Raw genomic sequence first — 15,802 nt, 5'->3', positions numbered from 1 at the left:
CACCGGCGGACGCGCCGACACCGCTGGCGGCGTCCGCGTCGAGCAGGTCGTCGGCGAACGCCGGATCGTCGAGTTCGTCGTAGTCGGAGTCGTAGCCGTCGTCGAGGCGGGCTCGCGCCTCGGGATCGCGCACACCGGCGGTGAGCCGGTCGACGAGCTCGGCGAGCCGCTCGGGCACCTGCCGGATCGGCGTCGCGGTGATCACCAGCACGCCGAACGCCGCGAGCAGCAGCAGCAACGGGATGGCGACGAAGGACGTCACGGCGCTCGCGAGCGGCAGACCGCCGAGCAGGCCGACGAGGCCGCCGGCGCCCCGGACCCGGCCGATGCCGTCGGAGAAGTCGGGCAGCCCGCGGGCGATGTGCACCACGCCGAGCAGGCCGACCCCGAGCGCGGCCCAGCCGATCACCACCCGGCCGCGGCTGTCCGGGTCGCTCGGCGCGCGGACGAGCCGCCAGGCGGCCCCCAGGCCGAACAGCGGCAGCGCCCACGCCCCGGCGCCGACGAACAGCTCCAGGGTGGCGGCGACGAAGGAGCCGACGGGCCCGCCCGCGGAGAACCAGACCGCGACGGCGGCCAGGATCGCCCCGCCGAAGGCCGCCAGCCCCAGCCCGTCGCGCCGGTGGGCGGGATCGATGCGCAGATCGCGGGCGCCCCGCCCGGTCCGGCGCAGCACGGTGCCGAGCAGCGTCGCCGCGGTCATCCACACCTGGTAGACGGTCCGGACGACGGCCTGGCCGACCATCAGGGTCAGCGGCGGCCGGCGCTGCCGGTCCGGCGCCTTCGCGCGGCCGGTGGGCGCGGACCGGGTGGAGCCCCCGGACCGCGCCGCCCGGCCGCCCGCGGCCGGGCGTGCCTTACCGCCCGAGGCCGGGCGGCTCTTGCCGCCCGCGCCACCGCGCGCTGCTGTCTGACGCCCATCGCCCCCCGGCCGGGACGTGGCCGTCGCCGTCTGCACACGCGTACGCGCGCCGCTGGTACGTGTGGCCACCGTCGAAACGGTACACAGGGACGCGGCCGAGTCCCTGCAACCCCGACGAACCGGGCGCGCCGTGCTGGGCATACCACCCGGACGGGCAGGCGAGGACGGGCCACCCCGCCGGGTCAGACCTCCAGGACCACCGGGACGATCATCGGTCGGCGGCGGTAGTTCTCGTTGACCCAGCGGCCGACCGTGCGCCGCACGAGCTGCTGCAGGGCGGCGGCGTCGTTCATCCCGCCGCGCATCGCGTCCGCGAGCCCGTCGCTGACGAGCCTGGCCACCGAGTCGAAGGTGCCGGGTGAGTCGGTGAAGCCGCGGGCGGACAGGTCAGGACCGACGACGACCTTGCCGGCGGCGGCGTCCACCACGACCGTGATCGTGATGAACCCCTCCTCACCGAGGATCCGGCGGTCCTTCAGGCTCGGCTCACCAACGTCGCCGACCGCGGCGCCGTCGACGTAGACGTAGCCGCAGGGCACCGCGCCGGTGATCCGCGCCCGGCCGTCGAGCAGGTCGATGACCATGCCGTCCTCGGCGAGGACCACATGCTCGGGAGGCACGCCCGTCGCCTCGGCGAGCTTGGCGTGCGCCCGCAGATGGCGCCACTCGCCGTGCACCGGCATGACGTTGGACGGACGGGTGGCGTTGAGGACGTAAAGCAGCTCGCCCGCCGGGGCGTGGCCGGAGGTGTGCACCTTGGCGACGCCCTTGTGGACGACCTTGGCGCCGTAGCGGGTCAGGCCGTTGATGACCCGGAAGACCGCGTTCTCGTTACCGGGGATGAGGCTGGAGGCCAGCACGACGGTGTCCCCGGCCTGGATGCGGATCTGGTGGTCGCGGTTGGCCATCCGGGACAGCGCCGACAGCGGCTCGCCCTGCGACCCGGTGGAGATCAGGCAGATGTTGCGGTCGGGCAGCGAGTCCACGTCCCGGGCATCGATGATCAGACCCGGCGGCACCCGCAGCAGGCCGAGGTCGCGCGCCACGCCCATGTTGCGCACCATCGAGCGGCCGACGAAGCAGACCGAGCGGCCGTGCGCCTCGGCGGCGTCGAGCACCTGTTGCACCCGGTGCACGTGGCTGGCGAAACAGGCGACGATGATCCGGCGGGTCGCGTCCCGGAAGACCCCGTCGATCACCGGGGCGATCTCCCGCTCGGAGGCGACGAAGCCCGGCACCTCGGCGTTGGTCGAGTCGGACAGCAGCAGGTCCACGCCCTCGCGGCCGAGCCGGGCGAAGCCGCCGAGGTCGGTGAGCCGGCCGTCGAGCGGGAGCTGGTCCATCTTGAAGTCGCCGGTGTGCAGGACGAGGCCGGCGTCGGTGCGGATGGCAACGGCCACCGCGTCCGGAATCGAGTGGTTGACCGCGAAGAACTCGCACTCGAACGGCCCGTAGGTGTGCCGCTCCTCCTCGCGGATCTCGTGGGTGACCGCCTTGATCCGGTGCTCGGCGAGCTTCGCGTTCAGCAGCGCCAGGGTGAGGCGGGTCCCGATGATCGGGATGTCACGGCGCTCCCGCAGCAGGTACGGCACCGCGCCGATGTGGTCCTCGTGCGCGTGAGTGAGGATCAGCGCGTCGATGTCGGCCAACCGGTCCCGGATGGCGGTGAAGTCCGGCAGGATCAGGTCGACCCCGGGCTGGAAGTCCTCCGGGAACAGCACGCCGCAGTCGACGATCAGCAGCCGGCCGGCGTGCTCGAAGACGGTCATGTTGCGGCCGATCTCGCCGACCCCGCCGAGCGGGATGATGCGCAGGCCGTCCGCGCGCAGCGGCGGGGGCGGGCCGTAGTCGGGGTGCGGGCGGCTCATGAGACCTCCCCCGCCGCCACGACGGCGAGCCCGGCCGGCGGGCCGGACGGTGCCTGGCTCGCGCCGGCCCCGCGTAGGCCGCCGACGTCAAGCGTCGCCTCGGCGAGGTCGGCGCGCAGCCGGGCGACCTCGGCGGGGGTGGCGTCGACCAGCGGCGGCCGGACCGGCCCCGCCGGCAGCCCGGCCAACCGCAGCGCGGCCTTGGCCAGGATCACCCCCTGGGTTCGGAAGATTCCCTCGTACGCGGGCAGCAAGCCCTGATGCAGCGCGATCGCCCGACCCACCTCACCGGCCCCAATGGCCTCGATCATGGCACGGATCGCCGGGGTGGCCACGTGCGAGACGACGCTGACGACCCCACAGGCCCCGATGGACAGCAGCGGCAGGGTAAGCGCGTCCGTGCCGGAGTAATACGCCAGGTCCGTCCGCGCCATCACCCAGGAGGAGGCGGCCAGGTCGTCCTTGGCGTCCTTGACCGCGACGATACGCGGGTGTTCAGCCAGCCGCACCAGGGTGTCGGTCGCCACCGGCACCCCGGTCCGGCCGGGGATGTCATAGATCATGACGGGCAGCCCGGTCGCGTCCGCGACGGTTCTGAAGTGCAACGCGAGCCCGGCTTGTGGCGGCTTGCTGTAGTACGGCGTGACGACGAGCAGCCCGTGGGCACCCGCGGCCTCGGCCGCCCGGGCAAGCTCCACCGTGTGGGCGGTGTCGTTGGTCCCGACGCCGGCGACGACGCGGGCGCGCCCGGCCACGGCCTCGACGACGACACGCACCAGGCGGGCCTTCTCCGCGTCGGTCGTGGTCGGCGACTCCCCGGTGGTGCCGTTGACGACGAGCGCCTCGTTGCCCGCGTCCACCAGGCGGACCGCGAGCTGCGCGGCACCTACCTCGTCGAGAGCGCCGTCCGCCAGGAACGGCGTGATCATCGCCGTGATCATGCGCCCGAACGGCGCCGGCGGCAACAGTGACATACCGGTCACGCTAGAGCGCACCTCCGACATCATCTCTCCGGCCGGCGCGAACCGCCGAACCACCGAACCACTCTTGCTCCACCCGGTGCCGTACGGCACCGGGTGCGGACCCATCGTCCGCCCGACCCGCCGCCCCGGCCAGGCCGGCGCGGCCCGCGCAGGGCGAATCCGTCCGGACCGGACGTCCGCGCCGCACCACCGGGCAGGGCACGCCACCCAGGCGTGCCAACCCTCGACCACGAATCACCACCTGCACAAACCGCACCACGTCCGCACCCACCACGCCACGTCCGGCACCGAGGCGCCGCACCGGGGCGGGGCGGACAGCGACCAGCCGCGCCGCGTCACCGCTGGCAGCCACGCCCAACGGTCGAGACCGCGTCCGACCTCGTCCAGCGGCGGCCGCCGCCCCGCATGCACACCCGGCCCGATCCACCCGCCAGCGCCGTCGACGGCGAGGCCACCCGTCGGGGTTTCGCGCCGCCGGCGGCCGCCGAGGCCGGGCCCGACCACAGCACCGGCCGACATCGGGCGAGCCGACGAGGGGCGGGGAACACGGGCGAGAACGACTAGTGTGCGCGAACGGACCCCCCGGACGCCCGACCGGACGATCCCAGCCCCGGCGCGCTCCCGCGGTCACCTGCGCCTAGCATGTTGCGGTCCAGCCGCAACCACAGATCCCGGCGACCCAGGCGCACCAGCGACCGCAGCCCACCGGAACGGAACGTACCGAGCGCCACACCCGGGCCGTAGTTCTTCGGCATCCGCCACCGTCCCGTTCGCCGCTACAGAGCCTCCAGCGTACCGCCACCGGGCCGGTCCGGGACGGTCACGGCGGCTTCCACGGGCCGCGCGGGCGGATCCGTCACCGCTGCCGAGGGGACGGGCGGCGCCGGATCGGGCGGGGCGTGCCAGCCGGCGGCCCGCAGCCCGGCGAGGACGGCCAGCGCCACCAGCAGGGCGAGCAGGGCCGTCTTCGCCGGGCCGAGCACCCAGGCGGCCAGGCTGCTGCGCTCCCGGGTGAGCAGCACCGTCGCCGCGAACGAGGAGGGCAGCGTGATCACGGCGACGGCATCCGGGGCCAGCTCGACGGGCAGGGCGGACAGGCCCACGGTGAGCAGCATCAGCACGCTGATGGCGCCGGTGATCCGGGAGACGTCCGCGGAGACACTGAGTCCGACGACCAGCCGGGACCGCGGCGGCCGGCGCGCGTCGGTGGTGTAGAAGGCATACACCTCCCGGTTGCGCTGGACGTCCTCGATGTAGGTGCGCGGCACCGGGTCGCCGAACAGGTCGATCATCATCGGGGTGTCGAGCTCGATGCTCGTGTCGTCGGTGCCGATGCTGACGTGGTAGCTGCCCGTGCCACCCGAGTCGACGTCGACAAGCGCGGCCGGGTGGAGCAGTTGGCGCCACGGCGGCACGGACCGGCCGAGCACGGGGCGACCGCGGATGAGCACGGTGCGCAGCTCCTCGCTCGTCTTGATCAGGAACGGCCGGTACGGATCGAGGGTGACGGCGGCGAGCGCCTCCCAGCGCCGGCCGTACTCGGCCACGGTGGTCAGCACCGGCTCGGCCGCCGCCCCGACGCCGACCAGCGCCTCGATCCAGGCGGTGAACCCGGTCAGGTACCGCTCGACGGCGGCCAGGTCGCGCCCGTCGGGGACGTCCGGGTCCCGCCAGAGCTCCCCGACGGCGAGCAGCAGCGTCTCGGCGCTGCTGAGAGGATCGAACGGCTCGGCGAGGACGGCGGCCAGCACCCGCTCGGCGTCGACGACCAGGTCCTGCCATCGGCGCAGCCGGGACGCCGGCACGGCGAGCTCGGCCTCGCGTTCCAGGTAGGTCCGGATCGCGTCGAGCCGCAGCGGCCGCCCCCGCGCCGGCACCAGCCGCGGGTAGTTGCCGGACAGCCGGCCGGGGCGGAAGCGGGAGATGGCGTCGACCATGCGGCGGGCCGGGGTGTCCAGCGGCACACCGAGCGGATCGGCGAGCCCGGCGATCAGGTTCCCCTGAAGGGCCACCGATGTGCCGTAGGGCATCAGGTACGCATCCGAGCCGCCCGGGCCGGTGAGGTCGAAGGCCACCAGGGCCCGTTTGGACAGGGTGGAGACCGGCAGCAGCACCAGCACCTCGGGCGGCAGCCTGCCGACGGTGTTCACCCGGCCCGTTCCCGTCACCGGGACGATCTGGTTGAGCACGGCGTCCAACGGACCCCAGTTGACCGAGCGGGCCAGCCGGCACCGGTTGGCGCTGAGGATCGTGAACTGGTCGACCACCCGCCGCCGCAGTCCCTGGAAGGGCGCCGGCGGGGCGAGCAGGGTCATGGTGACCTCGTCGACGTCGGTGAGGTCGAGGACGGGGGCATGCTCGGCGTCGTCGCGCCGGCTCCACCGCCGCAGCCGGCCGATCGCCCCGGCCCCGGCCGCGCCGGCGGACCCCATCAGCGCCGGTCTCCGCCGGCGCCGGTACGACGGCCGCCGCCGACCGCCCGGCGATCCCGGTGCGCCACCCGCCCGGCGGCGGCCGGCCTCGTCGCGACGGCTCCCCTCGACTGCACGAATCAGGACATTACCGGATCATCGGTTGCCGCTCACCCAGCGCCACCGGCGAGAAGGCTTCGGACCCCGGAAGCGATCTCCAGATCCTCCCGGGCGGCGAGGACGAGCGTGCGCACCGCCGCCCCCGGTGCGCCGATCTCGCGGTCGACCGTCCCGTCGGCAGGCGAGGCGTTGCGCGCCGGGTCCACGGCCACCCCCAGATACCCGAGCCCCGCCGCGGCGCCGGCGCGGACCGCTGCCGAGCCCTCCCCGACCCCGCCGGTGAACACCAGGGCGTCCAGCCCGCCGAGCGCCGCGGTCATCGCGGCGATCTGCGCCCGCAGCCGGTGCAGGTAGACATCCAGCGCGAGCACGCAGGCCGGGTCGCCGCCGGCGGCGCCGGCCTCGACCGCGCGCATGTCCGCGGTGCCGGCGAGCCCGAGCAGCCCGGCGGACCGGAACAGTCCCTCGGTGAGCTCCGCCGCGCCCACCCCGGCCTCGGTCTGCAGCCACAGCAGGGCGCCGGGGTCGACGCTGCCCGAGCGGGTGCCCATCACCAGCCCCTCCAGCGGGGTGAAGCCCATCGTCGTGTCGACGCCGACCCCGTCGAGGACGGCGGCAAGCGACGCGCCCGAGCCCAGGTGGCAGGTCACGATGCGCCGCGCGCCGGTGAGCCGCGCCGCCCGGCGGGAGGCGTGGGCGTGGGAGAGCCCGTGGAAGCCGTAGCGGCGGATGCCGTACCGTTCCCGCCACCTCGCCGGCAGGGCGTAGGTCATCGCCGCGGCGGGCAGCCGGCTGTGGAACGCCGTGTCGAAGCAGGCGACCTGGGCGACCTCGGGAAGCGCCGCCCGCACCGCGTCGAGCGCATCGAGCGCCGCAGGCTGGTGCAGGGGGGCGAGCGCGGTCAGCGCGCGCAGCCGGTCGGCCACCTGCGCGTCGACCCGCACCGGCCGGGTGAACTCGGTGCCGCCGTGCACGATGCGGTGGCCGACCGCGCCCGGCTCGCCGTTCCCGGCGCCGGCGAGCTCCCCCAGTGCCGCGTCCAGCTCGGCCGGGTCGGCGCGCCCGGCGGGCGCGGCCAGGTCCCGGGCGGCGAGCAGGGTGTCGTCCGGGCCGATCAGCCGCAGCTTGAGGCTGGCCGACCCGGCGTTGACCACCAGGACGTTCACCGTCGAACCGGTCACCGTCAGTACGGCCAGGTCCAGTCGCGAATCTCCGGGGCGTCCTCGCCGTGGTCGCGGGTGTAGGCGCGGGCGGCGAGGCGGGCGTCGACCATCTGCTGGCGGACGTGGGCGGCCCGAGCGCCCAGGCTCGGCACCCGGTCGATGACGTCGGCCACGAGGTGGAAGCGGTCCAGGTTGTTGAGCATGACCATGTCGAAGGGGGTGGTGGTCGTCCCCTCCTCGATGTAGCCGCGCACGTGCAGGTTCTGGTGGTTGCGGCGGCGGTAGGTGAGCCGGTGGATCAGCCACGGGTAGCCGTGGTAGGCGAAGATGACCGGGCGGTCGGTCGTGAACAGCGCGTCGAAGCGGGCGTCGGAGATCCCGTGCGGGTGCTCGGCGGAGTCCTGCAGGCACATCAGGTCGACGACGTTGACGACGCGGACCTTGAGGTCCGGGAAGTGCTGGCGCAGGAGGTCCACCGCGGCCAGGGTCTCCAGGGTCGGGATGTCGCCGGCGCAGGCCATCACGACGTCGGGCAGGCCGTCCCCGCCGGCTACGCCGTCCCCGCCAGCCAGGTGGTCGTTGCTCGCCCAGTCCCAGATGCCCAGGCCCCGCGTGCAGTGCGCGATCGCGTCGGGCATCGACAGGTAGTTCAGCGCCGGCTGCTTGCCCGCCACGATTACGTTGATGTAGTGCCGGCTGCGCAGGCAGTGGTCGCCGACGGAGAGCAGGGTGTTGGCGTCCGGTGGCAGGTACACCCGGACGACCTCGGCCTTCTTGTTCACGACGTGGTCGATGAACCCGGGGTCCTGGTGCGAGAAGCCGTTGTGGTCCTGCCGCCAGACGTGGCTGGTCAGCAGGTAGTTCAGCGAGGCGATCGGCCGCCGCCAGGGGATGTGCCGGGTCGTCTTGAGCCACTTGGCGTGCTGGTTGACCATCGAGTCGACGATGTGGATGAACGCCTCGTAGCAGGAGAACAACCCGTGCCGGCCGGTGAGCAGGTAGCCCTCCAGCCAGCCCTGGCACAGGTGCTCGGAGAGCACCTCCATCACCCGGCCGTCGACGGCGAGGTGGTCGTCGCCCGGCTCGATCCGCGCGTTCCAGGCCCGGTTCGTCACCTCGAACAGGGCGCCGAGCCGGTTCGACGCCGTCTCGTCGGGGCCCATGACCCGGAACGTGGTCGGGTTGGCGGCCATCACGTCGCGCAGGAACCGGCCGAGGACGCGGGTCGGTTCGGTCAGGGTGGTGCCCGGCGCGGTGACGTCGACGGCGTAGTCGCGGAAGTCCGGCAGGGTCAGGTCGCGCAGCAGCTCGCCGCCGTTGGCGTGCGGGTTGGCGCTCATCCGCCGGTTGCCCTTCGGCGCGAGCGCCGCGAGCTCGGCCACCAGCCGGCCGTCGGCGTCGAACAGCTCCTCGGGCCGGTAGCTGCGCAGCCACGCTTCGAGCTGGGCGAGGTGTTCCGGGTTGTCGTGCAGCTCGGCGACGGGCACCTGATGGGAGCGCCAGCTGCCCTCGACCCGGTTGCCGTCGACGACGGCGGGGCCCGTCCAGCCTTTTGGGGTGCGCAGCACGATCACCGGCCAGGCCGGCCGGGCGGTCTCGCCCAGCTCGCGGGCGCGGCGCTGGATCGCCTGGATCTCGGCGAGGGCCTCCTCCAGCGCCCCCGCCATCCGCTGGTGCACCACGGCCGGGTCGTCGCCGGTGACGTGGTACGGCCGGTAGCCGTAGCCGCGCAGCAGCTCGTCCAGCTCGGACTCGGGGATGCGGGCCAGCACCGTCGGTTCGGCGATCTTGTAGCCGTTCAGGTGCAGGATCGGCAGCACCGCGCCGTCGCGGGCCGGATCGAGGAACTTGTTGGAATGCCAGCTCGCGGCCAGCGGCCCCGTCTCCGCCTCGCCGTCGCCGACGACCGCGCAGACCACCAGATCGGGATTGTCGAAGGCGGCACCGAACGCATGGGTGAGCGCATAGCCGAGCTCACCGCCCTCGTGGAAGGACCCGGGCACCTCGGGGGCGACGTGGCTGGGAATCCCGCCCGGAAAGGAGAACTGGCGGAACAGCCGCCGCAGCCCGTCGGCGTCCTGGCCGATCGAGGGATAGACCTCGCTGTAGGTGCCCTCCAGGTAGGCGTTCGCCACGATTCCGGGGCCGCCGTGCCCCGGGCCGATGACGTAGACGGCATTCAGGTCGAGGCGGCGGATCAGCCGGTTCAGATGGGCGTAGATGAGGTTGAGCCCCGGCGTGGTGCCCCAGTGGCCCAGCAGGCGCGGCTTGACGTGCTCGGCGCGCAGCGGCTCGGTGAGCAGCGGATTGTCCAGCAGATAGATCTGGCCGACGGACAGGTAGTTCGCCGCCCGCCAGTAGGCGTTGAGCAGTTCGAGCTCCGCGGCGGACAGCGGGCCCGTGGCCTCGTCCGAGTCCTCCCGCCGCGCGGCGTCGACGACGCTGGCCATCCGATGCTCCTCCCTGCGCCGGCCGGCGCCGGCTGCCTCAGCCCTCCCCGACCAACGGACTGGAGGCGACTTCCGTGCCGTCGTCCAGGGTGGAGATGCGGAAGTCGGAGAAGACGTTGGGCGCCACCGCGTGCAGTTCGCGCAGAATCGTGACGGCGAGACCACGAATCTCCACATCGGCGTGCTCGCTGGCGCGCATCGCGATGAAATGCCGCCACGCCCGGTAGTTCCCGGTGACGACGATGCGGGTCTCGGTCGCGTTCATCAGGACCGAGCGGGCGGCCTGCCGGGCCTGCTTGCGCCGTGAGGTGGGGGCGGAGATGTCGGCGAACCGCTTCTCCAGCCCCTCCAGCAGCCGGCCGTACGCCTCCAGGGACGCCGCCGCGGCCTGCTCGAACAGCGCGTGCAGCTCGGGGTCGCCGGCCACGACCTCGGGCTCGACGATCGCCGCGTCGCGCTCGGGGACGTAACGCTGGGACAGCTGGCTGTAGGAGAAGTGCCGGTGGCGGACCAGCTCGTGGGTGAGGCTGCGCGAGACGCCGGTGAGGTAGAGCGAGACGGTGCCGTGTTCGAGCACCGACAGATGCCCCACGTCGAGGATGTGGCGCAGGTAGCCGGCGTTGGTCGCGGTCGCCGGGTTGGGCTTGCTCCAGCTCTGGTAGCAGGCCCGGCCGGCGAACTCCGCCAGCGCCTGGCCGCCGTCCGCGTCGGTGCTCCACGGCACGTCCGCCGGCGGGAGGAACTCGGTCTTCGCAATCACCTGGACCCGCAGCCGGGCGGTCGCCGGACCGGCGGGCGCCACCGCGGACCCCGGCGTCGCCGCGCCGGGTACCGCCTGGGACGCCGTCCCGGGAATCGGTTCGGACGCCGGCTCAGACACTGCCACCTCCATCACCCACCGCGGCACCCCGGAGCGACCCTTGCCCCGGCGCGGACTGCGACCACGGTAGACGCTCCAAGGCCCCCGGCGTACGCCGGACCTCGCGAATCCGCATCTGGACGGGTGAGCGCGCACCAGGACTGCGGTCCGCAATCAGCCGAGCCGGTCCGCAATCAGTCGAGCGGGCCAGCAATCGCCCAACGCGGCCGGTGTCGGCACCCACTTACCCGTCCGGTCACGCGATCGGCGCACGGGGATTGGGGGCCGGCGCAGGCGTGGTACACCGGTTGTGGACTCCTCGTCAGTCCCCAACGACGAGGAGTCGCAGTGCCCGCTCGCGCGGCGTGGCCTGGCGCGGTCGGGGGTCTCCGCCCCCGTCAATCCCCGGCCGCCCAGCCACGCCGCGGCGGGCAGCCCTCCCCCGCGATGGCGCGGCGGCCCACCCGCCGCGCGCATCCGGAACCCGCCGCAGCCGCGCAGCACGCACCCACAGCCGCGCAGGCCGGCACCCGGACGGGGCCCGAACCGGGGCCGCCAGGCCAGGTCGGGTCAGGTCGCGACGCAGGTCAGAACCAGGCCCCGGTCAGGACGAGGGCAGGGTCCAGGCGGCGGGATCGGCGGCGGCCTGGTCGCCGGTCGCCATGTTCTTCACCTCGTGCTCCCGACCCTCGTCGAAGGGGGGGAACCAGACGAAGCCGATGCCCTTGCGGGCGGCGTAGCGGATCTGCTTGGCGAGCTTGTCCGGCTGGTGGTAGGTCTCGACCTTCAGCCCGCGGGCGCGCAGCGCGCTCGCGGTGGCCAGCGCCGCCGCCCGGCGCTGCGCGGTGGGGATGACCACGAGCACGTCGGCGGGGCTCGCCGGGCCGGTCGGCAGCAGGCCCTCGGCGAGGAGCTTGGCGAAGATGCGGGTCAGGCCGATGGAGATGCCGACCCCGGGCAGATTGCGGCGGATGAACGAGCCGGCCAGGTTCTCGTATCGGCCGCCGGAACAGATGCTGCCGAAATCGGGCCAGTCGACGAACTTCGCCTCGTAGACCGTGCCGGTGTAGTAGTCGAGGCCGCGGGCGATCGACAGGTCGGCGACGACGCTGCCCGCGGGCAGGTCGGCGAGGTCGTCGAGGACCTGGGCGAGCTCGTCGAGGCCCTCGGTGAGCAGATCCGACTTCACGCCCAGGCGGCGCACCTCGTCGACGACCCCGGGGCCCGTCGCCCGGATCGCGGCGAGATCGAGGCAGGCCCGAACCTGGTCCGCGTCGAGCCCGGCCTGGGCGGCGAGCAGGTTCGCGACGCCGTCGGGGCCGACCTTGTCCATCTTGTCGGCGATCCGGATGACCGCGAGCGGATCGCCGATCCCCAGCCCCTCGTAGAACCCCTGCAGCACCTTGCGGTTGTTGATGTTGAGAGTCCAGGGCGGGACGCCCAGGGTGCCGAGCACCTCGTGGACGATCCGGGGCAGCTCGGCGTCGAAGTGCAGGGGCACCCGGTCGACGTTGATGACGTCGATGTCGCACTGGGTGAACTCGCGGAAGCGGCCCTCCTGCGGCCGCTCGCCGCGCCACACCCGCTGCATCTGGTAGCGCTTGAACGGGAAGACGAGTTCGTTGAAGTGCGCGGCCACGTACCGGGCGAACGGCACGGTCAGGTCGAAGTGCAGGCCGAGGCGGGCGCTGTCATCGTCGGCGTCGGCCTGCAGGCGGCGCAGCGTGTAGACCTCCTGGGAGGTCTCCCCCTTCGCGGTGAGCACGTCCAGCGCCTCGACCGAGGGGGTCTCCACCGAGCAGAAGCCGTAACGCTCGAAGGTCGCCCGGATCGTGTCGAGCCAGTGCTGCTCGACGATCCGGACCTCGGGCAGCCACTCCGGGAAACCGCTGACGGGCAGGGGGCGGACGATCGGCGCGTCACTCATCGCCGGGGAGTCTCCTCATCGATCTCGAACGGACGGGCACCTGCCGTCCCGGGCGCGGCCGACCGCGACGCCGGGCGGGGCTCACCGATGTCGAGAGAGACGACGCATGCGTTGCACCCTACCTCGTGGATCACCCCCGGACCGTCCCGGCGGGACGGAGCCCCGCTCCATCAGGCCCCGTCCCGCCGGGACGCGCACCCGCGCCGGTCAGGACCGGCGCCCCACCGGCGCCTCGATCTCCGCGTCGCGGGCGGCGGCGTCCGGGCCGGTCGCGGCGGGCAGCCCGAACCGCGGCCGCTGCTCCGGCACCGGGCTGGGAATGACACCCGTCGGCCGTCCCGGGGCCAGGTAGACCCAGCCGGCCTGGCGCCACCGGTCCCCGTCGAGGGCGTGCCGGGCGTCGATGACCAGCTTGCGGCGGACGAGCTGGCCGAGCCGGGCCGGGTCGAGCTCGGCGAACTGGCGCCACTCGGTGAGCAGCACGACGGCGTCGGCGTCCGCGGCCACGTCCTCGACGGTCTCGCTGTAGGTGACGCCGGGCAGGGCGCGCCGCGCGTTGGGGGTCGCCACCGGGTCGACGACCGTCACGTCGGCGCCGGTGCGAGCCAGCAGGTCCGCGACGGCGAGCGCCGGCGAGTCGCGCACGTCGTCGGAGTTGGGTTTGAAGGCGGCGCCGAGCACGAGCAGTCGCCGATGCGCCAGCGTGCCGTCGAGCGCCGCGGAGACCAGGTCGACGACCCGGTCCCGGCGCCGGTTGTTGATCTCGTCGATCTCGCGCAGGAACCGCAGTGCGACGCCGACGCCGAGCTCATCGGCACGCGCCTGGAAGGCCCGGATGTCCTTGGGCAGGCAGCCGCCACCGAACCCGACGCCGGGGCGCAGGAAGTTGCCGCCGATGCGGACGTCGTGGGACAGCGCCTCGGCCAGGGTGAGCACGTCGGCGTCGACGGCCTCGCACACCTCCGCCATCGCGTTGATGAAGGAGATCTTCGTCGCGAGGAAGGAGTTCGCCGCGGTCTTGACGAGCTCCGCAGTCGCGTAGTCGGTCACGATCACGGGCACGCCCTGGGCGATCACCGGGGCGAAGGCCGCCCGCAGCGCCCCCTCGGCGGCGGGCGAGGCGACCCCGAACACGAGCCGGTCGGGATGCAGGGTGTCGGCGACGGCGAAGCCCTCACGCAGGAACTCCGGGTTCCAGGCAAGCTGGACGCCGGCGAGGTCGGGGACGATGTCGGCATCGGTCTCGGCGTCCGCCCCGGCATCCGCCGTCGCTGCGGCCGAATGATTCGCCGGGGCGAGCCGGGCGAGGGCGCGGGCGATGCCGGCGGCCGTGCCGGCCGGGACGGTGGACTTGCCGACCACCAGGCACGGCCTGGTCAGCATGGGCGCCAACCGCTCGATGGCCGCGTTGAGATGGCTGAGATCCGCCCCGTAGCCGTCGGGACGCTGCGGCGTGCCGACGCAGACGAAGTGCACGTCGCCGAACTCGGCGATCTCCTCGAAGGAGGTCGTGAACCGCAGCCGGCCGGTCGCGAGGTTCGCCCGCAGCAGATCGGCGAGATCGGGCTCGAAGAACGGGATCTCGCCCGCGGAGAGCCGGGAGATCTTCGAGTGGTCGACGTCGACGGCAAGCACCTCGAAACCCAGCTCGGCCATGCAGACCGCGTGCGTGGCGCCGAGATAGCCGGTTCCGATGACCGTCAGCCGCGGGCGGAGCCCGGTGCCCGACGCCGCCGCGTCCTCATCGCTGTCCGACGTGCTCATCAGGCTCCCCTTCATCGTCGTACCCCCCTGGATTGAGGCGCTGGAACTGCCAGGCGTCCCGGCACATGTCCGCGACGCTGCGGCGGGCGGTCCAGCCGAGTGCCTCGCGGGCGAGCGTGGCGTCGGCGACCAGCGCGGCGACGTCCCCCGACCGCCGCGCCACGACGCGACAGGGAAGATCCCGGCCGCAGGCGGCGGAGAAGGCCGCGTGCAGCTCCCGCACGGACGTCCCGGCGCCGGTTCCCAGGTTGATGACCCGGTGTCCCGACTGGTCATCGAGGTGATCGAGGGCCAGGCGATGGCCCTCGGCCAGGTCGACCACGTGGATGTAGTCGCGCACCCCGGTGCCGTCGGGCGTGGGGTAGTCGTCGCCGAAGATGGACAGCTCGGCGCGCCGGCCGACCGCCACCTGGGCGAGGTAGGGCATGACGTTGTTCGGTACCCCGCGGGGATCCTCGCCGAGCAGGCCCGACTCGTGCGCCCCGGTGGGATTGAAGTACCGCAGCGAGATGACGTGCCAGGCCGGGTCGCGGGCGCAGACGTCGGCAAGGATCTGCTCGCACATCCACTTGGTGCGCGAGTACGGGTTGGTCGGCCGGGCCGGGGTGTCCTCGGTGATCGGCACCGTGTCGACCGTGCCGTAGATGGAGCAGGACGATGAGAAGACCAGTCGGCGCACGCCGTGCTCGGCCATGACGCTAACCAGGCCCAGCGTCGCGTTGACGTTGGTGTCGTAGTACTCCAGCGGCATCTCGACCGACTCACCCACCGCTTTGCGCGCGGCGAAGTGGATCACCGAGTCGATCGGCCAGCGGCGGAACACCTCGCCAAGAGCCGTTCGGTCGCGCACGTCGAGCCGGACGAAGTCGAGGTCCCGGTCGGCGACCTTTCGCAACCGGTCCAGGGCCCGTGGCGAACTGTTGACGAAGTTGTCCACGCCCACCACCCGGTGCCCCGCCGCGAGGAGGTCGACACAGGTGTGCGAACCGATGAATCCCGCGGCCCCGGTCACCAGGACGGTCCCGGTCCGGTCTGTCGACGTCATAGCTCGGCCATCCAGTTCCTCTTCGTCAACTCGGCTCTTCGCCAACTCGGCTCACCGTCAACTCGGCTCACCGTCAACTCGGCTCACCGTCGACTCGGACAACCCTCGTTCGCGAAGGACAGCTCGAGGGGCGCCAGAACGCAGGAGGCCGCGGACAACAGGCACAGGAGAACATAACCCCCAGGTCGCACGGTCACCGCCCCGCACTCGGGTTCGACCGGGCGCCGCTGGCGACGCCGGCATGCGGGCGTTCGGGCCGACCGGCCGGTTCTCCAGCCGGCCGGCACCAT

At 73.3% G+C, this 15,802-nt stretch carries 10 protein-coding genes; all 10 read right to left on the bottom strand.

Annotated elements, in window-relative coordinates:
- Positions 1-745: DNA translocase FtsK 4TM domain-containing protein (locus FRAQA3DRAFT_RS27800; RefSeq protein ID WP_009742383.1), on the bottom strand; the 745-nt coding region annotated here is incomplete at its 3' end.
- Between the two features lie 359 nt (positions 746-1,104).
- The gene (locus FRAQA3DRAFT_RS27795) at positions 1,105-2,790 is read right to left on the bottom strand and encodes a ribonuclease J (RefSeq protein WP_009742382.1); all 1,686 of its coding nucleotides are present in this window, start codon (positions 2,788-2,790) and stop codon (positions 1,105-1,107) included.
- Complete coding sequence (gene dapA, locus FRAQA3DRAFT_RS27790) at positions 2,787-3,794, bottom strand: 4-hydroxy-tetrahydrodipicolinate synthase (protein ID WP_009742381.1); 1,008 nt, start codon at positions 3,792-3,794, stop codon at positions 2,787-2,789. The genes FRAQA3DRAFT_RS27795 and dapA overlap by 4 nt, the downstream gene beginning before the upstream one ends.
- A 755-nt stretch (positions 3,795-4,549) precedes the next feature.
- Positions 4,550-6,205: a hypothetical protein gene (locus FRAQA3DRAFT_RS27785; protein WP_009742379.1), complete on the bottom strand. Its 1,656-nt coding sequence runs from the start codon at positions 6,203-6,205 to the stop codon at positions 4,550-4,552.
- A 149-nt stretch (positions 6,206-6,354) separates the two neighbouring features.
- Positions 6,355-7,485, bottom strand: a complete 1,131-nt coding sequence (locus FRAQA3DRAFT_RS27780; protein ID WP_009742378.1) for an acetate/propionate family kinase — start codon at positions 7,483-7,485, stop codon at positions 6,355-6,357.
- Between the two features lie 2 nt (positions 7,486-7,487).
- Complete coding sequence (locus FRAQA3DRAFT_RS27775; protein WP_009742377.1) at positions 7,488-9,917, bottom strand: phosphoketolase; 2,430 nt, start codon at positions 9,915-9,917, stop codon at positions 7,488-7,490.
- 37 nt (positions 9,918-9,954) lie between these two features.
- Entirely contained in the window at positions 9,955-10,689 is a 735-nt protein-coding gene (gene thyX / locus FRAQA3DRAFT_RS27770) for an FAD-dependent thymidylate synthase (RefSeq protein WP_035923628.1), read from the bottom strand.
- Positions 10,690-11,380: 691 nt separating this feature from the next.
- Positions 11,381-12,703 carry a histidine--tRNA ligase gene (gene hisS / locus FRAQA3DRAFT_RS27765; RefSeq protein WP_009742375.1) on the bottom strand — a complete coding sequence of 441 codons (1,323 nt, stop codon included), beginning with the start codon at positions 12,701-12,703 and terminating at the stop codon, positions 11,381-11,383.
- A 207-nt stretch (positions 12,704-12,910) separates the two neighbouring features.
- Positions 12,911-14,467, bottom strand: coding sequence for a UDP-glucose/GDP-mannose dehydrogenase family protein (locus tag FRAQA3DRAFT_RS27760; RefSeq protein WP_009742374.1), 1,557 nt, complete (start codon positions 14,465-14,467; stop codon positions 12,911-12,913).
- Positions 14,445-15,512 (bottom strand): UDP-glucose 4-epimerase GalE, encoded by a 1,068-nt coding sequence (galE, locus tag FRAQA3DRAFT_RS27755; protein WP_009742373.1) that lies wholly within the window; start codon positions 15,510-15,512, stop codon positions 14,445-14,447. The genes FRAQA3DRAFT_RS27760 and galE overlap by 23 nt, the downstream gene beginning before the upstream one ends.
- Positions 15,513-15,802 lie beyond the last annotated feature (290 nt).

The organism is Frankia sp. QA3, from assembly GCF_000262465.1.
Classification (GTDB): Bacteria; Actinomycetota; Actinomycetes; order Frankiales; family Frankiaceae; genus Frankia.
Note: the sequence above shows the minus strand (reverse complement) of the source record. Positions and strands in the feature narration are given on the sequence as shown.

What these genes read in the sequence shown, in the direction of transcription:
- FRAQA3DRAFT_RS27795 (WP_009742382.1), bottom strand. Translation starts at nt 2,790, where the DNA reads ATGAGCCGCCCGCACCCCGACTACGGCCCGCCCCCGCCGCTGCGCGCG.
- dapA (WP_009742381.1), bottom strand. Translation starts at nt 3,794, where the DNA reads ATGTCGGAGGTGCGCTCTAGCGTGACCGGTATGTCACTGTTGCCGCCG.
- FRAQA3DRAFT_RS27785 (WP_009742379.1), bottom strand. Translation starts at nt 6,205, where the DNA reads ATGGGGTCCGCCGGCGCGGCCGGGGCCGGGGCGATCGGCCGGCTGCGG.
- FRAQA3DRAFT_RS27775 (WP_009742377.1), bottom strand. Translation starts at nt 9,917, where the DNA reads ATGGCCAGCGTCGTCGACGCCGCGCGGCGGGAGGACTCGGACGAGGCC.
- hisS (WP_009742375.1), bottom strand. Translation starts at nt 12,703, where the DNA reads ATGAGTGACGCGCCGATCGTCCGCCCCCTGCCCGTCAGCGGTTTCCCG.
- FRAQA3DRAFT_RS27760 (WP_009742374.1), bottom strand. Translation starts at nt 14,467, where the DNA reads ATGAGCACGTCGGACAGCGATGAGGACGCGGCGGCGTCGGGCACCGGG.
- galE (WP_009742373.1), bottom strand. Translation starts at nt 15,512, where the DNA reads ATGACGTCGACAGACCGGACCGGGACCGTCCTGGTGACCGGGGCCGCG.